Origin of the sequence: Nonomuraea turkmeniaca (assembly GCF_005889735.1) — a bacterium.
In the GTDB taxonomy this organism is placed as follows: domain Bacteria; phylum Actinomycetota; class Actinomycetes; order Streptosporangiales; family Streptosporangiaceae; genus Nonomuraea; species Nonomuraea turkmeniaca.
In genome coordinates, this window is sequence record NZ_VCKY01000009.1 from 13,764 (window position 1) to 31,944 (window position 18,181).

The window sequence follows — 18,181 nt, forward strand, 5'->3', positions numbered from 1 at the left end:
ATAGCGGGTTTCCAGCCGCCTAGGGCACTCGCTGAGCCCTAGCCGAGGAGTAGAGGCATACCGCCGCAGCGGTGGCCAGGTTGAGGCTTTCAGCCTGTCCGTAGATGGGCACTCTGACCACATCATCCGCTTCGGTCAGTATCTCCTCCGGTAGTCCCCAGGCCTCGTTGCCGAAGATCCACGCGGTGGGACCCGACAGGTCGACGTCGTCGAGCGTGTGCTTGCCTGCGCCGTCGGCCGCCAGCACCCGCAAGCCTCGTTCCCTCAGTTGACGCACAGCGGCACTCACCGGTGCACCGACGACGACGGGCAGGTGAAAAATGCTGCCGGCGCTGGCGCGTACACACTTGCCGTTGTACGGATCCACGGAGGCGTCGGTGAACACGACCGCGTCCGCGCCGGCGGCGTCGGCCGCCCGCATGACGGTCCCGGCGTTGCCCGGGTCCCGGACGTGCGCGAGCACCGCCACCAGGCGGGGCGCGTCTGTCAGCGCCTCGTCCAGGGGGACGTGCACGAGCTTGCAGACCGCCAGCAGCCCCTGCGGAGTCACGGTCTGGGACAGCTCGGCCATGACCTCGCCGCTGGCCCGGTGCATGGGCACGCCCTGGAGCGTGGCCTCGGTGATCAGTTCGGGGTGGCGCAGCTCCGCCTCGGCCGTGCTGAACAGCTCCAGGGTGACGCCGTCGAGCCGCAGCGCCTCGCGTACCGCCTGCGGGCCCTCGGCCAGGAACTTGCGGTCCTGCTCCCTGAAGGCGCGCTTGGTGAGGCGCCTGGCGGCCTTCACCCGCGGCGACTTCACGTTGGTCAGCTCGGACCCGGCCATGCTCTCCCCCAGTGCATATGACTCTGCATATGGCTGTGCATATGACAAAGGGCCCACCGTCAGCCGGTGGGCCCCCCTTTAGTGCTTCAGCTCGCGGCCGGAGCGTTCACGTTCGCCGGGAGCGCCTTCTTGGCGGCCTCGACGAGCGTGGCGAAGGTCTGAATGTCGTTCACCGCGAGATCGGCGAGGATCTTGCGGTCGACTTCGATGTTGGCCAGGCGCAGTCCCTGGATCAGGCGGTTGTACGTCATGCCGTTCTGCCGGGCCGCAGCGTTGATCCGCTGGATCCACAGACGACGGAACGCGCCCTTGCGGTCCTTGCGGTCCCGGTAGGCGTACGTCATCGAGTGGAGCATCTGCTCCTTGGCCTTGCGGTACAGACGCGACCGCTGGCCACGGTAACCGGTGGCTCGTTCGAGGACGACCTTGCGCTTCTTCTTGGCGTTGAGCGCCCGCTTCACGCGTGCCATGTTTCTTCTCCCCGGGGGTTCGCGCTACTTGGCGAGCAGCTTCTTGATCTTCTTTGAGTCGGCGTCGGAAAGGACGACCTCGTTCTTGAGACGGCGCGTCAAGGTGGACGACTTCCACTCGTTGTAGTGCGCGCGATTGGCACGGCGACGCTTGATCTTGCCGGTGCCGGTGACCCGGAACCGCTTCTTCGCACCACTGTGCGTCTTCATCTTCGGCATGTCGCCGTCTCTCCTCGTTTCGGTCGTGCCGGTGGCCGGGCCGGTGCTGGCCGACCCGGTCGCGGCGTCTTTCGTCTGCCGGTGGCTTAATCGGGGTGCTTTGTAAGGCTAACCCCAACCGGAGGTCACCCTTCCTGTACGGAAGTCTCCTCGCTGCCACGCTGTGCCTTGGCTGCGGCCTTTTCGGCCTTGGCCTCGGCCTTCTTCTTGTGCGGACCGATCACCATGATCATGTTGCGGCCGTCCTGCTTGGCGTGGGATTCCACGAAGCCGAGCTCCTGGACGTCGTCCGCGAGCCGCTGCAGCAGCCGGAAACCCAGCTCGGGGCGGGACTGCTCGCGTCCGCGGAACATGATCGTGACTTTGACCTTGTCCCCCGCCTTGAGGAACCGCACCACGTGACCCTTCTTGGTCTCGTAGTCGTGCGGGTCGATCTTCGGCCGGAGCTTGATCTCCTTGATGATCGTGTGCGCCTGATTCTTGCGCGCCTCGCGCGCCTTCATCGCGGACTCGTACTTGAACTTGCCGTAGTCCATGAGCTTGCACACGGGCGGTCGAGCCGTGGCCGCGACCTCAACAAGGTCGAGGTCGGCCTCCTGGGCGAGCTTGAGGGCGTCGTGAATCGAGACGATGCCTACCTGCTCGCCGTTCGGGCCCACGAGGCGAACCTCGGGAACTCGGATACGCTCGTTGATGCGGGGCTCAGTGCTGATGGGGCCTCCTAGGTTTGCGATCCCTACGTGCTCGTCGTGCCGAGGGCCTTCCGCGCTTCCCACACGCGAAAAGCCCCGCACGTCGCGCATGCGGGGCCACTGAGCTCTGTGGCTTTCGTGGCCTCGAGCTCCCCGGAGTAGTCCGGCGTGATCCTGGACCCGGCCACCTTTCGGCAACTCGGGTGGGAGGGAGACCTCCGCTTGCGCGTCCAGCAGTGCATGCCGGACCGATCAGAGAGCTACATTACCACAACCACGCAGCCTCCTCGAATCTTCCCCGCAGGCCGGACACCTTCCCGTAGGAGGAGTTCCTCCTCAACGCTCCTGGCTGGCCCGACGATCTAGAGTTCCCGCGCGAAGTGGACCTCGGCTGGTGAGCGTCGGCCACATCGTCGCGGGCTCACGGCTGGAGCGTGGTGACCCGCAAGGTGAAGGACTTCGCGGACACCGGCGTGACCGTGATCAACCCGTTTGAGATGCCCGCCTGAGGATCTCCGCTTGGCCGGCGGCACGCATTGCCTCAACGGGCACATCCGTCCGGCCGGTCATCAGCTCCACCTGCCGCACCGCCTGATGCAGCAACATCGCGAACCCTCCGACCACGCTGCCGCCCGCCGCCTCCACGGCCGCCGCCGCGGTGGTCGGCCAGGGTGAGTAGACCACGTCGAAGAGCGCGGGGACCCCGGCCAGCCGGTCAGCGAAGGCGTCGGCGGCGCCGCTCGGCAGCGTGGACACCACCAGGTCCACCCCGGTGAGCGCGTCGAGCTTGTCGAACGTCTCCACCGCCAGCGCCACGCCGAGCCGCTCGGCCACCTCCACCGTCTCGCCCGCCCGCGCGGGGTCGCGGACCAGCAGGGTCGCCGAGAACAACCCAAGATTGCGCAGGGCCGCCAGCGTGGAGGCCGCCGTGGCCCCTCCGCCCAGCACGATGGCCGACCTCGGTGCGGGCACCCCGGCCTCGGCCAGCGCCTGCTCGATGCCGTAAACGTCGGTGTTGTCCCCGTGCCGCCGCCCGTCGCGGAACACCACCGTGTTGGCGCCGCCGACCTCGACGGCCAGGTCGGAGACGGAGTCGAGCAACGGCAGGACGGCCCGCTTAAGCGGCATGGTCAGCGACAGGCCCGCCCAGGCGTCGCCGTCCTCCTGGCCCTGCCCGCGCACCGGCGCCAGCTCCCGCAGCAGGCCGGGCAGCCGCGCCTCGTCGCATTCGAACGCCTCGTAGCTCCACCCGTCCAGGCTCATCGCCTGATAGGCGGCTCTGTGCAGGTAGGGCGAGAGCGAATGGGCGATGGGCGATCCCAACACGGCGGCTCGCATCCGCACTCCTTCCGAACGAACACGACGACCTTATCGCCAACTCCCGCACCACACCGCCGGCCCCACACCGCGCCGCCGCCGATGACCTTCGCGTAGGGACAGCGGAGACTCCAGACCGGCGGAAGGCGGCGGCTCGTATTACGGCGCGACCACGCTGTCGTTCATCGCCACGGACGCCGACGGAGGTTCCAGGGCGGCCGGTTCGGCAATGGCCGGCAGAGCGCGACAGGCCACTGGACCACCCGGACTTTGGGGGCCGAACGAGCCACGGCCCGCCTCACGGCACCCGCCCGCGTCAGCGGTGGGCGGCGTGAGGCGGGCCGGGTAGGCCCAGCGGACGGCCGGTCAGCCGCCGTTCCTCTTGTACTCGGCGAAAAGCGCTTGGCGCTGAGCCTCCGTTGAGGCGAACTTGGTGACATTGCTCTTGGGGTCGGTGGCGATGAACCAGAGCCAATCACCCTTCGCAGGGTTCAGCGCCGCTTCGATGGCGTGGTCACCGGGGTTGGTGATCGGGCCGGGCGGCAGGCCCAGATTGATGTAGGTGTTGTACGGGTGCTTGGTCCTCGTCTCGGGGATGGTGGCCGCGGTGCCGTACTTGTTCAGCGCGAACATCACCGTGCTGTCCATCTCCAGCTTCATCTGCGGCTTGCGCTCGAGCCGGTTGTAGATGACACGGGCGATCTTCGCCATGTCCTCCTGCCGACCGGCCTCGGCCTGCACGATGCTCGCGATGACCATGATCTCGTGGGGCGTGTGGCCGAGCTCCTTGGCACCTCCCTCGAGGTCCACCTTCTCGGCCGTCTGGTTGAACCTCTTGACCATCTCCGCCAGCATCTGCGTCGGGGTGGTCTTGGGCTGGAACTCGTACGTGGCCGGGAAGGCGTAGCCTTCCAGCTTCCCCTTGGCGTAGCGCGGCAGATCCAGCTCGCCGACGTCCTTGGCCGCGGCGGTGAACTCCTTGACCGGCTTACCGGTCTCCTTGGCGAGCGTGATCAGGGTGTCGGACAGGCGCTTGCCCTCAGGGATCGTCACCTTGGCGAGCAGCCGGTTCCCCGGGACGAGCATCGCCACGGCGCTGGCGGCCGACATCTGCTTGCGCATCTTGTACGACCCGGGCTGCAACTTGTCGCTCATGCCGGCGTTGCCGATGGCGTTGGTGAACGCCCTGGCGCTGGCGACGACCCCCCGCCGCTCCAGCTCCTCAGCCACCTCCGAGGCGCTCTGGCCGTCCTTGATCTCAATGACGACCTCGCCGGTGCCCTGGCCGGTGTAGTCGTCGGGCACGAGGGCGTCGCTGAGCCAGAGGTAGCCGTAATATCCACCGCCGCCGATGATGCCCGCCAGCACGACGAAAGCGAGCAACGGCGCAATGAAGCGGCCCCGGTTGCGACGCCTGCGCCGCCTGCGGCCGTTACCGCGTCTGCCGGAACTCCGGGTGCGGCGCCTGGTCTGACCTTCGTCGTCCTCGGCGCCGAGCAGCGTGTTCAGATCGAGATCGTTCATAGGTTCGCAGGCCAATCTCCCGGTGCGGCCGGCCAGGCGTCAAGCGGAAGTGCCCAACCGGCAGTGGTTACCGAGTCGAACTGGGGGAGCCGCCGGACATGCTTCCATGACCGGCGGGGATCACTCTGGGTAGCCATGCTACGGCACAGGAAGAGGACGCATGCCCCGTTTTGGGGCTTTTGCGTGGAGCCGGAGGGGGTCCCGTCGAACATCAGCTCGCCCCGAGGTTCTTGTTCAACTCTTCCCGGTATCTCACGAACTCGCTCTCTTTGTTGGTGAATTTGGTGATTCTATGCGCCGGATCCGTCGTCACAAACCAGTGCCAATCACCCTTGGCCGGGTGCAGGGCGGCCATCAGCGCCTTCTCCCCGGGATTGGCGATGGGCCCTGGCGGCAGTCCTTTGTGGCGATAGGTGTTGTAGGGGGAATCCACCTTGGTATCGCGCTCCGTTACTCTCAGTGTTCGCCGGTTCTGCGCGTACAGAACGGTGCTGTCGATCTCAAGCGGCGTTCCCTTCGCGAGGCGGTTGTAGATGACTCGGGAGATCTTGGGATAGTCCTCGTCGGTCCCGCCCTCCGCCTGGATCATGCTGGCCACCGTGACCGCTTCCAGCGGCGTCAGCTGGACGCGTGCCGCCTGTTCAGCCAGCCGCACCTTCCTGGCCGCGACGCCGAAGCGCTCCACCATCGCGGCGAGCACGTCCACGGCCGTGTCCCCCGGCTCGATCTCGTACGTCGCGGGGAACAGGAACCCTTCGAGCCCGGAGGCGTACTCGGGCAACCCGACCAGGGCCTTGTCGACGTTCTGCAGGTCCTTGAGCGGCAGCCCGGCGTGGCGGGCGACGCGGTACAGCACCTCGCTCGTCCGCAGACCCTCAGGTATGGTGACCCGCCGAACGACCCGGGACGCGGGGCTGAGCAGCAGGTCGAGGGCGGCGCCCGCGGCCATGCCCTTGCGCAGGCGGTAGTGCCCGGGATGCAGCCGGTCGGCCACGGCGCGCTCCTCCGTGGCGTTGACGAACGACTGCGTGCTCGCCACCACCCCGGCCTCTTCCAGGGCCGATCCGATGGCCTCCGCGCTGGAGCCGGGCGAGATGCGCACGGTCACCGCGCCGCTGCCGGTCCCTTCGAAGTCGTCCGGGCTGACGTACGGCTTGAGCACCGCGAACACCCCCACCCCGAGCGCCACCAGGCCCGCGATCAGGCCGGCGGAGATCAGCCCGGCCTTGCGCATGGCCTGCTTGCGGGGGGCGGGCAGCGGGATGACGTCCGCCGGGCCGTCGTCCTCGAGCGGCTCGGCCCGCTCGCCGCCCTGCGGGCCGGCCTCCTCGGAAGGGGCGTCGCCGGCCCGGAACGGAATCACGTCTCCGACGTCGCCGTCCTGGTCGTCCTGGACAGGCTCGTTCGGGGCGCCGCTGTCGGTGCCGCTCACGCGATCACCCCGCCAAGCGTCCACCGACTCCCAGAGCGCACCGTCACACGCACACCGCCGGCGACCCGACCTGCCACGGACACCGCACTCGCGCGGGTTGCGGACCGGCCTGCTGCCGGCACCACGCTCGCACGAGCGGCCGACCGGCCCCCTGCCGTCGCCGCCGCGTTTCCTTGCCCCGTGAATCGCCCGCTCATCGGGCAGGTCCGTCGTCCGCCGGGGGCGGTGCGACGGGCCTGCCTGGTGGTCTTTCCGTGGCGCGCTCGGAGTCGAGCGCGTCCTGCAGCAGCACGACCGCCGCCGCCTGGTCGACGACGCCCCGCTGCTTCTTGGCCTTCACGCCACTGGCCCGCAGCCCCTGCTGGGCGGCGACCGTGGTCAGCCGCTCGTCGAACAGGCGTACGGGCGTCGGCGCGAGCCGCGCGGCGAGGTCGGCGGCGAACTGGCGGGCCAGCGTGGCCGCCTGCCCCTCACGCCCCGACATCGAGGTGGGCAATCCCACCACGACCTCGATCGCCTCGTGCTCGGCCACGATCGTGGCGATGCGGTCGAGGTCGCCCTTGCCCCGCTTGACAGTCTCGACCGGCGTGGCCAGCAGCCCCGAAGGGTCGCTGCGGGCCACGCCGACGCGTACGGAGCCGACGTCCACGCCGATCCGTGAACCGAACCTCATGTCAGCCGAGCTGCCCCGCGATGGCCTCTTCAACCAGGCGCAGCGCGTCGCCGATCGCCTCCGGTCGTGTGCCGCCGCCTTGCGCGACATCGTCCTTGCCGCCACCGCCACCCCCAAGCGCCTTGGCGGCGACGCCGACCAGCTGTCCGGCCTTGAGCCCCCGCTCGCGCCCCGCCTCATTGACCGCGGCAACCACCACCGGCCGGTCGGAGGGGACACCGGCGATCACGATGACCGCCGGTCGGTCGGCCGGGAACCTGCCACGCACATCAAGCGCGAGCTTACGCAGGTCATCGGCCCCGGTGCCATCAGGCGCGCGGTGTGTCACGACGGAGACTCCCCGCAGGTCACCCGCCTGGGCGGCCAGGTCGCCCGCCACCTGGAGCACCTGCGCGGAGCGGAGCCTCTCCAGCTCCTTCTCGGCCGTGCGCAGCCGGGTGACGATGCCGTCGATGCGCTCGGGCAGCTCCTCGCGGCGCGCCTTGAGCTGCTCGGTGAGCTGACTGACCAGCACGCTCTCGCGCGCCAGGAAGCGGAAGGCGTCGATGCCGACGAGCGCCTCGACGCGGCGCACGCCTGCGCCGACCGACTGCTCGCCCAGCACCTTGACCAGGCCGAGCTGGCCGGAGCTGTGCACGTGGGTGCCGCCGCACAGCTCGCGCGAGTAGTCGCCGATCTCGACCACGCGGACCTCGTCGCCGTACTTCTCGCCGAACATCGCCAGCGCGCCCATCGCCCTGGCCTCCGCCTGCGAGGTGTAGAAGGCGTTGACCTTGAGGTCGTTGATGAGGACCGCGTTGACCTCGTCCTCGACGTCACGCAGCACGCTGACCGGGACCGCGCCCGACGCGGTGAAGTCGAAGCGGAAGCGGCCGGGCGAGTTTTCCGAGCCCGCCTGCGCCGCGGTCTCGCCGAGCGCGTTCTTGAAACCGCGGTGGACGAGGTGCGTCGCGCTGTGGCTGCGCGAGATCGCGCGGCGGCGCTCGATGTCGATCTCCGCCTGCGCGTCGTCCCCGACCTTCAGCTCGCCGCTGCGGACCTTGCCGCGGTGCACGACGAGCCCGGGCAGCGGGGTCTGGACGTCGACGATCTCGACCTCCGCGCCGCTGGTGCGGATCACGCCCTGGTCGGCGAGCTGGCCGCCGCCCTCCGCGTAGAACGGGGTGCGCCCGAGCACGACCTCCACGGTCGTGCCCGCGCCCGCCGCGGGGACGGTCACGCCGTCCGCCAGGATGCCCACGACGCTGGTGTCGGCCTCGGTCTGGTCGTAGCCGAGGAACTCGACCTTGCCCGCCGCCTCGAGCAGCTGCCCGAAGACGGAGATGTCGGCGTTGCCGGTCTTCTTCGCCGCCGCGTCGGCCTTGGCCCGCTGCCGCTGCTCCTTCATGAGCCGGCGGAAGCCCTCCTCGTCGACCTTGAGCCCCTGCTCGGACGCCATCTCCAGCGTCAGGTCGATCGGGAAGCCGTAGGTGTCGTGCAGCTGGAACGCCTGGGCGCCGGAGAGCGTGGAGCCGGACTTGCGCTTGGTCTCCTCCACCGCCACGTCGAAGATCGCGGTGCCGGTGCGGAGCGTGCCGAGGAAGGACGCCTCCTCGGCGTCGATGACCCCGTGGATCTGCGGCGCGTCGGCCTTGAGCTCGGGGTATTGCTCGCCCATCACGTTGATCGCGACGTCGGTGAGCTCGTGCATGTAGCGCTCGTCGCCGGAGCCGAGCAGGCGCAGGTTGCGCACCGAACGGCGCAGGATGCGGCGCAGCACGTAGCCGCGGCCCTCGTTGCCGGGCATGACGCCGTCGGCCACCAGCATGGTGCCGGTGCGGACGTGGTCGGCGATGACACGCAGGCTGACGTCGGAGCGGTGGTCGCGGCCGTAGCGGGTCTTGGTGAGCTCGGCCGCCTTGTCGAGGATCTTGTAGGTGGTGTCGATCTCGTAGATGTTGTCGACGCCCTGCAGGATCGCCGCCATGCGCTCCAGGCCCATGCCGGTGTCGATGTTCTTGCTCGGCAGCTCGCCCGCCACGTCGAAGTCGATCTTGGTGCGGACCTGGCTGAGCTGGTATTGCATGAAGACGAGGTTCCACACCTCGAGGTAGCGGTCCTCGTCCGCGACGGGGCCGCCCTCCCTGCCGTATTCGGCGCCGCGGTCGTAGTAGATCTCCGAGCAGGGACCGCCGGGACCTGGCACGCCCATGTGCCAGTAGTTGTCCTCCAGGTCGCGGCGCTGGATGCGGTGCTCGGGCAGCCCGACCTTGTTGCGCCAGATGTCGTAGGCCTCGTCGTCCTCGAGATAGACCGTCGCCCACAGCTTGTCCTCGGGGAAGCCGAAGCCCCCGTCCGACTCGGACCTGGTGAGCAGCTCCCACGCGAACGGGATCACTTCGGCCTTGAAGTAGTCGCCGATGGAGAAGTTGCCCAGCATCTGGAAGAACGTCGCGTGCCGGGTGGTCTTGCCGACCTCGTCGATGTCGGGGGTGCGCACGCACTTCTGCGCGGTGGCCAGCCGTGACGCCGGAGGCTTGCGCTGCCCCAGGAAGTACGGCTTGAACGGCACCATACCCGCATTGACCAGGAGTAGCGTGGGGTCCTCAGCGATCAGGCTGGCCGAGGGCACTATCTTGTGCCCACGCTCCTCGAAGAAGCGCAGGAAGCGGCGGGCGATCTCTGCCGACTCCATGGTGGCCATCCTTTGCGTTTAGTCAGTTGTTGTCTTCAGCGTTGCCGAGCCCGAAGCGTGCCCGCAACTCGGTTTCGCGCTCTGCGGCCTCGCCGAGCGCGTCAGAGGTAAAGTCTCTCACCTGCCGGAGCATGCCCGCGGCACCGTCGGCGGTCCTGTGGATGACGTGGTTGGGGTGCAGCGCCTGCAGCCTGCGCATCACCCAGATGGCGAGGAACGCTCCGAGCGAGAGGTAGAACAGCCTTCTGATCATCGTGTCCGCCTCGGCTGCCTGGACCTTGGCCTGGCCGGCCGGCGGGCCTCGATGGCCCGGCGCACGCCGTGCGTCAGCGACGACACCTTGATCAGCGGCCCCGTGAAGACGGTCTGCGTCACCGCGCTGAGCTTGGCCGCGTGCCCGCTGACCTGCTTCACGTCCTTGGCGATGGCCTCGACGGCGATCAGCTGCCTGTTGGTCTCGTTGACCGTGACGCTCAAGTCGTCGAGCAGCGGCGTGAGGCGGTTGTTGAGGTCGGAGACCGCCTTGGTGGTCTCCGTGAGGAGCTTGGCGAGCTTGACGAGCACCATGGCGAGAACGCAGACCAGGACAATCCAGCCCGTGGCCGCGATCAGCCCGGCGACCTCTCCCGCGGTAAGCATCCGCTCATCTCCCTCGTACGCTGGGCCGGAACGGCACGACCCTATCGCGTCCGGGCGACAACATCGGTGAGGACGACGAGTCGGGTCAGGCCGCCACGCCCGCCCCCGGCGCGTGCGCGACCGCCCGCATGAGGCGGCGGGCCGCCCTGATCTCGGGTGCGACCAGCCGCTCCGGCAGGGCGGCGGCCGCAGCGCGCAACGCCTTGAGCGCCGTGCCGGCCGCGTACTCGGCGGCTCCGCCCGCGTGACACCCGTACATCTCCTTGGCCCACGCCGGCAGCGTGGCGAAGGCGAGCGCGCCGGCGGCGGGCAGCGAGCCGAGCGCGAGCGGCGGCGCGAGGAGCGCCAGCCGCCATGACATCTGCAGGCCGGCGCTCCGGCGCAGCGCGTCGCGTGCCTCGTCGGTGGCCGCCAGGTACGGGCGCATGCCGTCGAGGTGGTCGCGCAGCTCCGTCACGTCGCCCGGCACGTCGCGCAGCCCGACGAGGCTCGCGCTGCGCCGCTGCTCGGCCACGTAGGCATCGGCGTCCGCGGCGGTGAGCGGCACGCCGGCGCGCAGGGCCACCTCCAGGTGCGAGGAGGTCTCCACGCAGTGGACCCACCGCAGGTTCTCCTCGTCGTCCACCCGGAACAGGGTGCCGGTGTCGGTGTCGAGGCCGATGAGGCGGGCGTGCACGCGCCGCACCCGCTCGGCCGCCTGCTCGGCCTGCTCGCGGGTGCCGAACGTGCGCACCGCGATGAAGGCGAGCTGCCGCCGCAGCCGCGCGCGGGCCACTTCGGGGTCGTCGAGCAGGCAGTTCTGGGCGATGCCGCGGATGGTGCGGGGGTGCAGGGCCTGTAACTGGAAGGCGCGCAGCACGGCGGGCCAGCCGAGCGGCTCGGTGTGGATGCGCCAGGTGATCGACTGAGGGCCGAACAGGCCGCCGCCGGGGGTAACGATCGCCTTCACACGGGTGTGATTCCCCGTGAACAGCCGTTTAGTACGGCTTTCACCTAGGCGTCGGGTCTCCCGCGGAGGAAGTCACGGATCTTGGACCAGCGGTCGGCCACCGGGCCCTCGGCGCCGTGCCTGGTCGGCTCGTAGTAGCGGCGGTCGCGGACCTGCTCGGGCGCGTAGTCCTGGCGAACGAGCCCGTGGTCGAAGTCGTGCGGGTATTTGTAGCCCTCCCCGTGGCCGAGCTTGGCGGCCCCCGGGTAGTGGGCGTCGCGCAGGTGGCCGGGCACCTGGCCGATCAGGCCGCGGCGCACGTCGCCGATCGCGGCCCCGATGGCCTTGACGACCGCGTTGGACTTGGGGGCCAGGGCGCAGTGGATGACGGCGTGCGCCAGGTTGATCTGCCCCTCCGGCAGGCCGATGAGCTGCACGGCCTGAGCGGCGGCCACGGCGGTCTGCAGGCAGGTGGGATCGGCCATGCCGACGTCCTCGGAGGCGAAGATGACGATGCGGCGGGCGATGAAGCGCGGGTCCTCGCCCGCCTCGATCATGCGGGCGAGGTAGTGGAGGGCGGCGTCGGCGTCGGATCCGCGCATCGACTTGATGAACGCGCTGATCACGTCGTAGTGCTGGTCGCCCTGCCGGTCGTAGCGCACCGCGGCCTTGTCGACGGCCTTCTCGACGACCTCGACCGTGATGTCCTCGGCCAGCAGCGCCGCCGCCTCCAGGTACGTCAGCGACCGGCGCGCGTCCCCGCCCGCGAGGCGTACGAGATGCTCCAGGGCCTCGGGCGCGAGCGTGACGCGGCCGTCCAGGCCGCGCGGGTCGGCCACGGCCCGCTCCAGCACCACGCGGATGTCGTCCTCGGACAGGGACTCGAGCGTCAGCAGCAGGGAGCGCGACAGCAGCGGCGAGATGACCGAGAAGAACGGGTTTTCGGTGGTCGCCCCGATGAACGTGACCCAGCGGTTCTCCACGGCGGGCAGCAGGGCGTCCTGCTGTGCCTTGTTGAACCGGTGCACCTCGTCCACGAACAGCACGGTCTGCCGCCCGGTCATGCCCAGCTCGCGCCGGGCGTTGTCGATGGCGGCCCGCACGTCCTTGACGCCGGCGGACACGGCCGAGACCTCGACGAAACGGCGCTTGGTGACGTTGGAGACGACGTACGCGAGCGTGGTCTTGCCGGTGCCGGGCGGCCCCCAGAGGAACAGCGACATGGGAGCCTCGCTCTCGACCAGGCGCCGCAGCGGCGTGCCCGAGCCGAGCAGGTGCCGCTGGCCGATCACCTCGTCGAGCGAGCGCGGGCGCATGCGCACCGCGAGGGGCTGCGGGGTGGCCTCCTCAGCCGCCGAATCGAACAGGCTCTCCACAACGCGAGATTACACTCCCCACACGGCTCTCGCTCCGGAGTCGCCGGCCTGGAAGACGTAGTAGCCGGCCACCGCGGCCAGCGCCAGCGTCAGGCCCGACAGGGCCAGCGTCACGGCGCGGCCGAACCGGTCGCGACCGACGGACTCGCGCGAGGGGCGGGTGGCGAACACCAGCAGCAGGGCGACGGCGGTCAGCCCGAGCACCGACAGCAGCAGCGGGTTGGCGAAGCTCTGGTGGGTGGTGATGCGCGCGCCCAGCTCGCCCTCGGCGGTGGCGAAGCGGGCCGCCTTGAGGCTCTCCCCGCTCTCCTTGGCCGTGTACACGGCCGCGGGCGCCGCCAGGGCGAGCAGGACGACGGCCCAGGCCAGGTACGGCCGCCAGCGCGGGAGCAGCGCGTAGCCGGCCGCCACGGCGACGAACAGCGGGGTCAGTACGACGGCGAAGTGAATGATCAGCGGGTGGGCCGGGAGGCCCAGGATCTGGTCGAACATGGGGGGCTCCTTAGTGCTCATTTCAACTACGAATGTGAGCACCATAAGGTTCGCGACCTCACAAGTCGCACATCACGGCTTTCGCCACTTACGTCCGGCACATATCGGAGGCCGGTAGCATGCGCGGAGTTGTTTGGTCATGTGACGGCAAAGATGAAGGAGACAAGCGGTGAGCGGCGACGACGACCGCAAGAGCGAGCTGGCGCGGGAGCACAAGGAGCGGCAGGCGCAGCGCGCGGCTACCGAGCAGTCCTCCAATGCGAGGCGGAACACCTTCATCGGCGCGGGCGTGGCCGTCGTAGTGGTCGCGGGCGGCATCTTCGCCGCGACCACTCTGGTCAGCAAGGACGGCGGCGAGACGGCCTCGGCGGCGAGCACGCCCTCGGCGTCCGCCTCCACCGCGCCCTCCTCCCCCGCGCCGACGGAGCTCCCGAGCACCACGCCGCCGAAGAAGGCGGGCTCGGTGTCATGCACGTACAAGCGCGACGAATCGGTGCCGCACAAGTTCGTGGGGCTGCCGGGCAAGAAGCCCAACCTGAAGCTCAGCACGATGACGATCAGCACCAACCACGGTGACATCGTCATCGACGTGGACCCGAACGCCACCCCGTGCTCGGTGAACTCGATGGCGTTCCTGGCCAAGAAGCACTTCTACGACAACACCAAGTGCCACCGGCTCGCGACGCCCGAGACGACCGGCCTGTTCCTGCTGCAGTGCGGCGACCCGCAGGCCAAGGCGGACGGCAAGAATCCCACGGACGGCCAGGGCAACGCGGGGTATGTGTTCACCGACGAGGCCGTGGGAGTGGTGCCGTACACCAGGGGCGTGGTCTTCCTGACCCAGCCTCAGGACGCGGCCGGGCAGAACAGCAGCCAGTTCGCGATCTCGCTGTCGGACGACAACTCGCAGATCGAGCCGCAGTACTCGGTGCTGGGCATGGTGAAGTCCGGCCTGGACGTCATCGAGAAGGTCGCCAAGAACGGCGTCATCGTCAACGACCAGGACATCACCGGCGACGGCGGCTCCACCGCCCCGAAGACGCCGATCGTCATCAAGAGCGTCACGGTCAAGTAACGGATGGAAGAACGGCAGGTCCCGCCGCGCGGGACCTGCCGTTCTTCCGTTCAGGCCTTGGGCTGGGCGTCGACGCCCGCCTCCTTGCGCTGCTCGGCCGTGATCGGCGTGGGCGCGCTCGTGAGCGGGTCGAAGCCGGAGGCCGTCTTCGGGAAGGCGATCACGTCACGGATCGAGTCGCCGCCGGACAGCAGCATGCAGATCCGGTCCCAGCCGTAGGCGATGCCGCCGTGCGGCGGCGGGCCGTACTTGAACGCCTCCAGCAGGAAGCCGAACTTGCTCTCCGCCTCCTCCTTGGAGATGCCGAGCACGTCGAAGACGCGCTGCTGCATCTCGGCGCGGTGGATACGGATCGAGCCGCCGCCGATCTCCATGCCGTTGCACACCATGTCGTAGGCGTACGCGAGGGCCTCGCCCGGGTGGTCCTGGAAGTTGTCGGCCCACTCCGGCTTGGGCCCGGTGAACGGGTGGTGCACGGCCGTCCAGCCGATCTCGCGGCCCACCTCGTCGTGCACGGGCTCGAACATGGGGGCGTCGACCACCCACAGGAACGACCACGCCGACTCGTCGATCAGGCCGCAACGGCGGCCGATCTCCAGGCGGGCGGCGCCGAGCAGGTCGCGGGAGGAGTGCCTGGGCCCGGCCGCGAAGAAGATCGCGTCGCCGGGTGCGGCGCCGACCTTGGCGGCCAGCCCGCCGGCCTCCTCCTCGGACAGGTTCTTGGCCACCGGGCCGCCGAGCGTGCCGTCCTCCTGCACGAGCACGTAGGCCAGGCCCTTGGCGCCACGCGAGCGGGCCCACTCCTGCCAGCCGTCGAGCTCCTTGCGGGTCTGAGAGGCGCCGCCCGGCATGACGACCGCCCCGACGTACTCGGCCTGGAAGACCCTGAAGGACGTGTTGGCGAAGTAGTCGGTCATCTCGACGAGCTCCTGGCCGAAGCGCAGGTCGGGCTTGTCGGAGCCGTAGCGGGCCATGGCGTCGGCGTACGTCATGCGCGGCAGCGGCGTCGGCAGCTCGTAGGCGGCGATCTCCCGCCACAGCCGGCCGATCAGCTTCTCGCCGACCTCGATGACGTCCTCCTGGTCCACGAAGGACATCTCGACGTCGATCTGGGTGAACTCCGGCTGCCTGTCGGCCCGCAGGTCCTCGTCGCGGTAACACTTGGCGAGCTGGTAGTAACGCTCGAGCCCGGCGACCTGCAGCAACTGCTTGAACAGCTGGGGCGACTGCGGCAGGGCGTACCAGTTGCCCGGCTGCAGGCGCACCGGCACGAGGAAGTCGCGCGCGCCCTCGGGGGTGGAGCGGGTCAGCGTCGGCGTCTCGACGTAGACGAAGCCGAGCTCGTTCATGACCTCGTTGGCGAGGTAGGTGGCCTTGGAGCGGGTGCGCATCGCGTGGGCAACCTGCTGACGGCGGATGTCGAGGTAGCGGTACTTCAGCCGCGCCTCCTCCGACACCCCGACGTTCCCCTCGATCGGGAACGGCAGCGGCGCCGACTCGCTCAGCACCTCCACCGTGTCGGCCACGACCTCGATCCTGCCGGTGGGCAGGTCGGGGTTCTCGTTGCCCTCGGGGCGCAGGCGGACCGCGCCGACGACCTTCACGCAGTATTCGGCGCGCAGGTCGTGGGCGTGGTCCTCCTCTCGGAAGACCACCTGCGCGGAGCCGGAGGCGTCACGCAGGTCGATGAAGACCACACCGCCGTGGTCGCGGCGGCGGGCCACCCATCCCGCGAGCGTCACCTGCTGCCCGGCGTGCTCCTCGCGGAGCGACCCGGCCGTATGCGTGCGGATCACTGCACTTTCCCTTCGAACGGATAGACGAGGGGACGCAGCGACCCGGCACGTGCTGACTTGCGGATCACTGCACCTTCCCCTTCAAGAAGTCCACGACCTTGGCCAGCGGCACCTCGGTCTGGTCAGCGGTGGTCAGGTCTTTCACTTGCACGGCCTCGGCGGCCAGGTCACGCTCGCCCAGGATCAGCGCGAAACGGGCGCCGGAACGGTCCGCACCCTTCATCGCGCCCTTGAGCCCCTTGCCGCCGTAGGCCATGTCCGCCGCGACGCCGGCCGCGCGCAGCTCGTTCACGAGCTTGAACATGGCGCGCGCCGCCTCGTCGCCCAGCGCCACACCGTACACCTCGCAGCGGGGCGGGGTGGCGAGCGCGATGCCCTCCCGCTCCAGGGCGATCACCGTGCGGTCGAGGCCGAGGCCGAAGCCGATGCCGGGCAGCGACGGCCCGCCGATGGCCTCGGAGAGCCCGTCGTAGCGGCCGCCGCCGCCGATGCCCGACTGCGCGCCCAGCAGCGGGTGGTCGAACTCGAAGGTGGTGCGGGTGTAGTAGTCGAGCCCGCGCACCAGCCTGGGCGCGTCCCGCCACGGGACGCCCAGATCGGCCAGCAGCTGCTTGACCCGGTCGTGGTAGGCCGCGCAGGCCGGGCAGAGGTGGTCGCCGATGAGCGGCGCGCCCTCGAGCTGCGCGCGGACCTCGGGGCGGTTGTCGTCGAGCACGCGCAACGGGTTGATCTCGATTCGGGCTCTGGTGGCCTCGTCGAGGTCGAGCGCGCGCAGGAACTCCTGCAGCCGGGCCCGGTAGAGCGGGCGGCATTCCTTGCAGCCCAGCGAGTTGAGCAGCAGCCGCACCTGGGTGAGGCCGAGCGCGGAATACCACTGCCAGGCCAGCGCGATGGTCTCGGCGTCGACGGCAGGGTCCTCGCTGCCGATCGCCTCCAGGTCGAGCTGGTAGAACTGGCGGTAGCGGCCCTCCTGGGGCGCTTCGGCGCGGAACACCGGACCGTCGGTCCAGACCTTCACCGGGAGCTGGCCGCGGTGCAGGCCGTACTCCAGGACCGCGCGCAGCACGCCGGCGGTGAACTCCGGGCGCAGCGTCAGCGACCTGCCGCCGCGGTCGGTGAAGGTGTACATCTCCTTGCTCACGACGTCGGTGGACTCCCCTACGCCGCGTGCGAACAGCTGGGTGTCCTCGAAGACCGCGGTCTCGAGGTAGGAGTAACCCGCACGCCTGGCCGTCTCCGCGAACGCTCCGCGAATCGCGTAGAACGTCGAGGCCTGCGGTGGAACGTACTCCTTGACGCCTTTGGGTGCTTGGAAGCTCATTAGATCCCTCGTGTGGGACCGGCGTGCGGTGCGGCTTCCTTCAAGTATGGGTTGGTAGCGCGCTCGCGGCCGATCGTGGTCTGTGGTCCGTGGCCCGGCAGAACGACCGTATCGTCAGGCAGCGGCAGACACTTGGTAGCCAGGCTGCGCAGGATCGTCGGATAGTCGCCCCCCGGAAGGTCAGAGCGTCCGATGGAGCCGGCGAACAGCAGGTCACCCGAGAACATGATGTCGTCGTCAGGCAGCCGGAAGCTCACCGACCCCCTGGTATGGCCGGGCGTGTGGTCGACCACGAGCTCGAGGCCGGCCAGCTTGAGCACGGCGCCGTCGGTCAGCTCGCGCACGTCGTCGGGCTCGCTCAGCGTGATGCCGCCGAACAGCGAGGCGCTGGTGTCGGACCAGCCCGCGGCCGGGTCGCTCAGCAGGTGGCGATCCTCGGGGTGGATCCACGCGGGGACGTCACGCGCGCCGCAGACGGGGGCGACCGACCAGACGTGGTCGAGGTGGCCGTGGGTGAGCAGGACCGCCACCGGCTTGAGCCGGTGCTCCCGCAGCAGCTCCTCGACACCTTCGGTCGCGTCCTGACCTGGATCGACGATGACGCACTCCGCACCGGCGGCAGGCGCGACTACGTAACAATTGGTCTGGAAGGCCCCTGCGGGGAAGCCGGCGATGAGCATCTGCCTCAGGTGATCTCGTCGAAAAGCCAATGGGAATGTAACCGAAGGGT

General features: G+C 69.5%; 18 protein-coding genes. 1 reads left to right on the forward strand and 17 read right to left on the reverse strand.

Features of this window, described 5'->3' with window-relative positions; genetic code table 11:
• Positions 1 to 19: 19 nt before the first annotated feature.
• From ETD86_RS04045 to ETD86_RS04110, 14 genes are all read right to left on the reverse strand, one after another.
• Complete coding sequence (locus ETD86_RS04045; RefSeq protein WP_138664723.1) at positions 20 to 823, reverse strand: TrmH family RNA methyltransferase; 804 nt, start codon at positions 821 to 823, stop codon at positions 20 to 22.
• Positions 824 to 909: 86 nt separating this feature from the next.
• Positions 910 to 1,293: a 50S ribosomal protein L20 gene (rplT, locus tag ETD86_RS04050; RefSeq protein ID WP_127934456.1), complete on the reverse strand. Its 384-nt coding sequence runs from the start codon at positions 1,291 to 1,293 to the stop codon at positions 910 to 912.
• A 24-nt stretch (positions 1,294 to 1,317) separates the two neighbouring features.
• A complete protein-coding gene (gene rpmI, locus ETD86_RS04055; protein WP_090761693.1) occupies positions 1,318 to 1,512 on the reverse strand; it encodes a 50S ribosomal protein L35 in 195 nt (64 codons plus the stop codon).
• A gap of 125 nt (positions 1,513 to 1,637) precedes the next feature.
• Complete coding sequence (gene infC / locus ETD86_RS04060; protein WP_281286871.1) at positions 1,638 to 2,288, reverse strand: translation initiation factor IF-3; 651 nt, start codon at positions 2,286 to 2,288, stop codon at positions 1,638 to 1,640.
• 399 nt (positions 2,289 to 2,687) lie between these two features.
• Positions 2,688 to 3,542 (reverse strand): shikimate dehydrogenase, encoded by an 855-nt coding sequence (locus ETD86_RS04065; RefSeq protein WP_138664724.1) that lies wholly within the window; start codon positions 3,540 to 3,542, stop codon positions 2,688 to 2,690.
• Positions 3,543 to 3,887: 345 nt separating this feature from the next.
• The gene (gene mltG, locus ETD86_RS04070) at positions 3,888 to 5,045 is read right to left on the reverse strand and encodes an endolytic transglycosylase MltG (RefSeq protein ID WP_138664725.1); all 1,158 of its coding nucleotides are present in this window, start codon (positions 5,043 to 5,045) and stop codon (positions 3,888 to 3,890) included.
• Between the two features lie 211 nt (positions 5,046 to 5,256).
• On the reverse strand, positions 5,257 to 6,477 hold the full coding sequence (gene mltG / locus ETD86_RS04075; RefSeq protein ID WP_246147601.1) for an endolytic transglycosylase MltG: 1,221 nt from the start codon (positions 6,475 to 6,477) through the stop codon (positions 5,257 to 5,259).
• Positions 6,478 to 6,670: 193 nt separating this feature from the next.
• The gene (gene ruvX / locus ETD86_RS04080) at positions 6,671 to 7,150 is read right to left on the reverse strand and encodes a Holliday junction resolvase RuvX (protein WP_138664726.1); all 480 of its coding nucleotides are present in this window, start codon (positions 7,148 to 7,150) and stop codon (positions 6,671 to 6,673) included.
• A 1-nt stretch (position 7,151) separates the two neighbouring features.
• The gene (gene alaS, locus ETD86_RS04085; RefSeq protein WP_138664727.1) at positions 7,152 to 9,824 is read right to left on the reverse strand and encodes an alanine--tRNA ligase; all 2,673 of its coding nucleotides are present in this window, start codon (positions 9,822 to 9,824) and stop codon (positions 7,152 to 7,154) included.
• 22 nt (positions 9,825 to 9,846) lie between these two features.
• Complete coding sequence (locus ETD86_RS04090) at positions 9,847 to 10,077, reverse strand: hypothetical protein (protein ID WP_138664728.1); 231 nt, start codon at positions 10,075 to 10,077, stop codon at positions 9,847 to 9,849.
• Entirely contained in the window at positions 10,074 to 10,463 is a 390-nt protein-coding gene (locus tag ETD86_RS04095) for a DUF948 domain-containing protein (RefSeq protein WP_138664729.1), read from the reverse strand. The genes ETD86_RS04090 and ETD86_RS04095 overlap by 4 nt, the downstream gene beginning before the upstream one ends.
• A gap of 85 nt (positions 10,464 to 10,548) precedes the next feature.
• Positions 10,549 to 11,412, reverse strand: a complete 864-nt coding sequence (locus ETD86_RS04100; RefSeq protein ID WP_170222874.1) for an oxygenase MpaB family protein — start codon at positions 11,410 to 11,412, stop codon at positions 10,549 to 10,551.
• A 44-nt stretch (positions 11,413 to 11,456) separates the two neighbouring features.
• Entirely contained in the window at positions 11,457 to 12,707 is a 1,251-nt protein-coding gene (locus tag ETD86_RS04105; protein ID WP_484213958.1) for a replication-associated recombination protein A, read from the reverse strand.
• Between the two features lie 69 nt (positions 12,708 to 12,776).
• The gene (locus ETD86_RS04110; RefSeq protein WP_138664732.1) at positions 12,777 to 13,259 is read right to left on the reverse strand and encodes a DUF2231 domain-containing protein; all 483 of its coding nucleotides are present in this window, start codon (positions 13,257 to 13,259) and stop codon (positions 12,777 to 12,779) included.
• A gap of 169 nt (positions 13,260 to 13,428) precedes the next feature.
• On the opposite strand from ETD86_RS04110, the gene ETD86_RS04115 reads away from it, so the two are divergent.
• A complete protein-coding gene (locus ETD86_RS04115) occupies positions 13,429 to 14,334 on the forward strand; it encodes a peptidylprolyl isomerase (protein ID WP_138664733.1) in 906 nt (301 codons plus the stop codon).
• A 50-nt stretch (positions 14,335 to 14,384) separates the two neighbouring features.
• Here ETD86_RS04115 and aspS read toward each other — a convergent pair whose 3' ends face one another.
• From aspS to ETD86_RS04130, 3 genes are all read right to left on the reverse strand, one after another.
• A complete protein-coding gene (aspS, locus tag ETD86_RS04120) occupies positions 14,385 to 16,130 on the reverse strand; it encodes an aspartate--tRNA ligase (RefSeq protein ID WP_138664734.1) in 1,746 nt (581 codons plus the stop codon).
• Between the two features lie 64 nt (positions 16,131 to 16,194).
• On the reverse strand, positions 16,195 to 17,451 hold the full coding sequence (gene hisS, locus ETD86_RS04125) for a histidine--tRNA ligase (protein WP_138664735.1): 1,257 nt from the start codon (positions 17,449 to 17,451) through the stop codon (positions 16,195 to 16,197).
• Positions 17,451 to 18,131: an MBL fold metallo-hydrolase gene (locus ETD86_RS04130; protein WP_138664736.1), complete on the reverse strand. Its 681-nt coding sequence runs from the start codon at positions 18,129 to 18,131 to the stop codon at positions 17,451 to 17,453. The genes hisS and ETD86_RS04130 overlap by 1 nt, the downstream gene beginning before the upstream one ends.
• Positions 18,132 to 18,181: the final 50 nt, after the last annotated feature.

What these genes read in the sequence shown, in the direction of transcription:
- ETD86_RS04045 (WP_138664723.1), bottom strand. Translation starts at nt 823, where the DNA reads ATGGCCGGGTCCGAGCTGACCAACGTGAAGTCGCCGCGGGTGAAGGCC.
- rplT (WP_127934456.1), bottom strand. Translation starts at nt 1,293, where the DNA reads ATGGCACGCGTGAAGCGGGCGCTCAACGCCAAGAAGAAGCGCAAGGTC.
- rpmI (WP_090761693.1), bottom strand. Translation starts at nt 1,512, where the DNA reads ATGCCGAAGATGAAGACGCACAGTGGTGCGAAGAAGCGGTTCCGGGTC.
- ETD86_RS04065 (WP_138664724.1), bottom strand. Translation starts at nt 3,542, where the DNA reads ATGCGAGCCGCCGTGTTGGGATCGCCCATCGCCCATTCGCTCTCGCCC.
- mltG (WP_138664725.1), bottom strand. Translation starts at nt 5,045, where the DNA reads ATGAACGATCTCGATCTGAACACGCTGCTCGGCGCCGAGGACGACGAA.
- ruvX (WP_138664726.1), bottom strand. Translation starts at nt 7,150, where the DNA reads ATGAGGTTCGGTTCACGGATCGGCGTGGACGTCGGCTCCGTACGCGTC.
- alaS (WP_138664727.1), bottom strand. Translation starts at nt 9,824, where the DNA reads ATGGAGTCGGCAGAGATCGCCCGCCGCTTCCTGCGCTTCTTCGAGGAG.
- ETD86_RS04090 (WP_138664728.1), bottom strand. Translation starts at nt 10,077, where the DNA reads ATGATCAGAAGGCTGTTCTACCTCTCGCTCGGAGCGTTCCTCGCCATC.
- ETD86_RS04095 (WP_138664729.1), bottom strand. Translation starts at nt 10,463, where the DNA reads ATGCTTACCGCGGGAGAGGTCGCCGGGCTGATCGCGGCCACGGGCTGG.
- ETD86_RS04105 (WP_484213958.1), bottom strand. Translation starts at nt 12,707, where the DNA reads ATGCGCCCGCGCTCGCTCGACGAGGTGATCGGCCAGCGGCACCTGCTC.
- ETD86_RS04110 (WP_138664732.1), bottom strand. Translation starts at nt 13,259, where the DNA reads ATGTTCGACCAGATCCTGGGCCTCCCGGCCCACCCGCTGATCATTCAC.
- hisS (WP_138664735.1), bottom strand. Translation starts at nt 17,451, where the DNA reads ATGAGCTTCCAAGCACCCAAAGGCGTCAAGGAGTACGTTCCACCGCAG.
- ETD86_RS04130 (WP_138664736.1), bottom strand. Translation starts at nt 18,131, where the DNA reads ATGCTCATCGCCGGCTTCCCCGCAGGGGCCTTCCAGACCAATTGTTAC.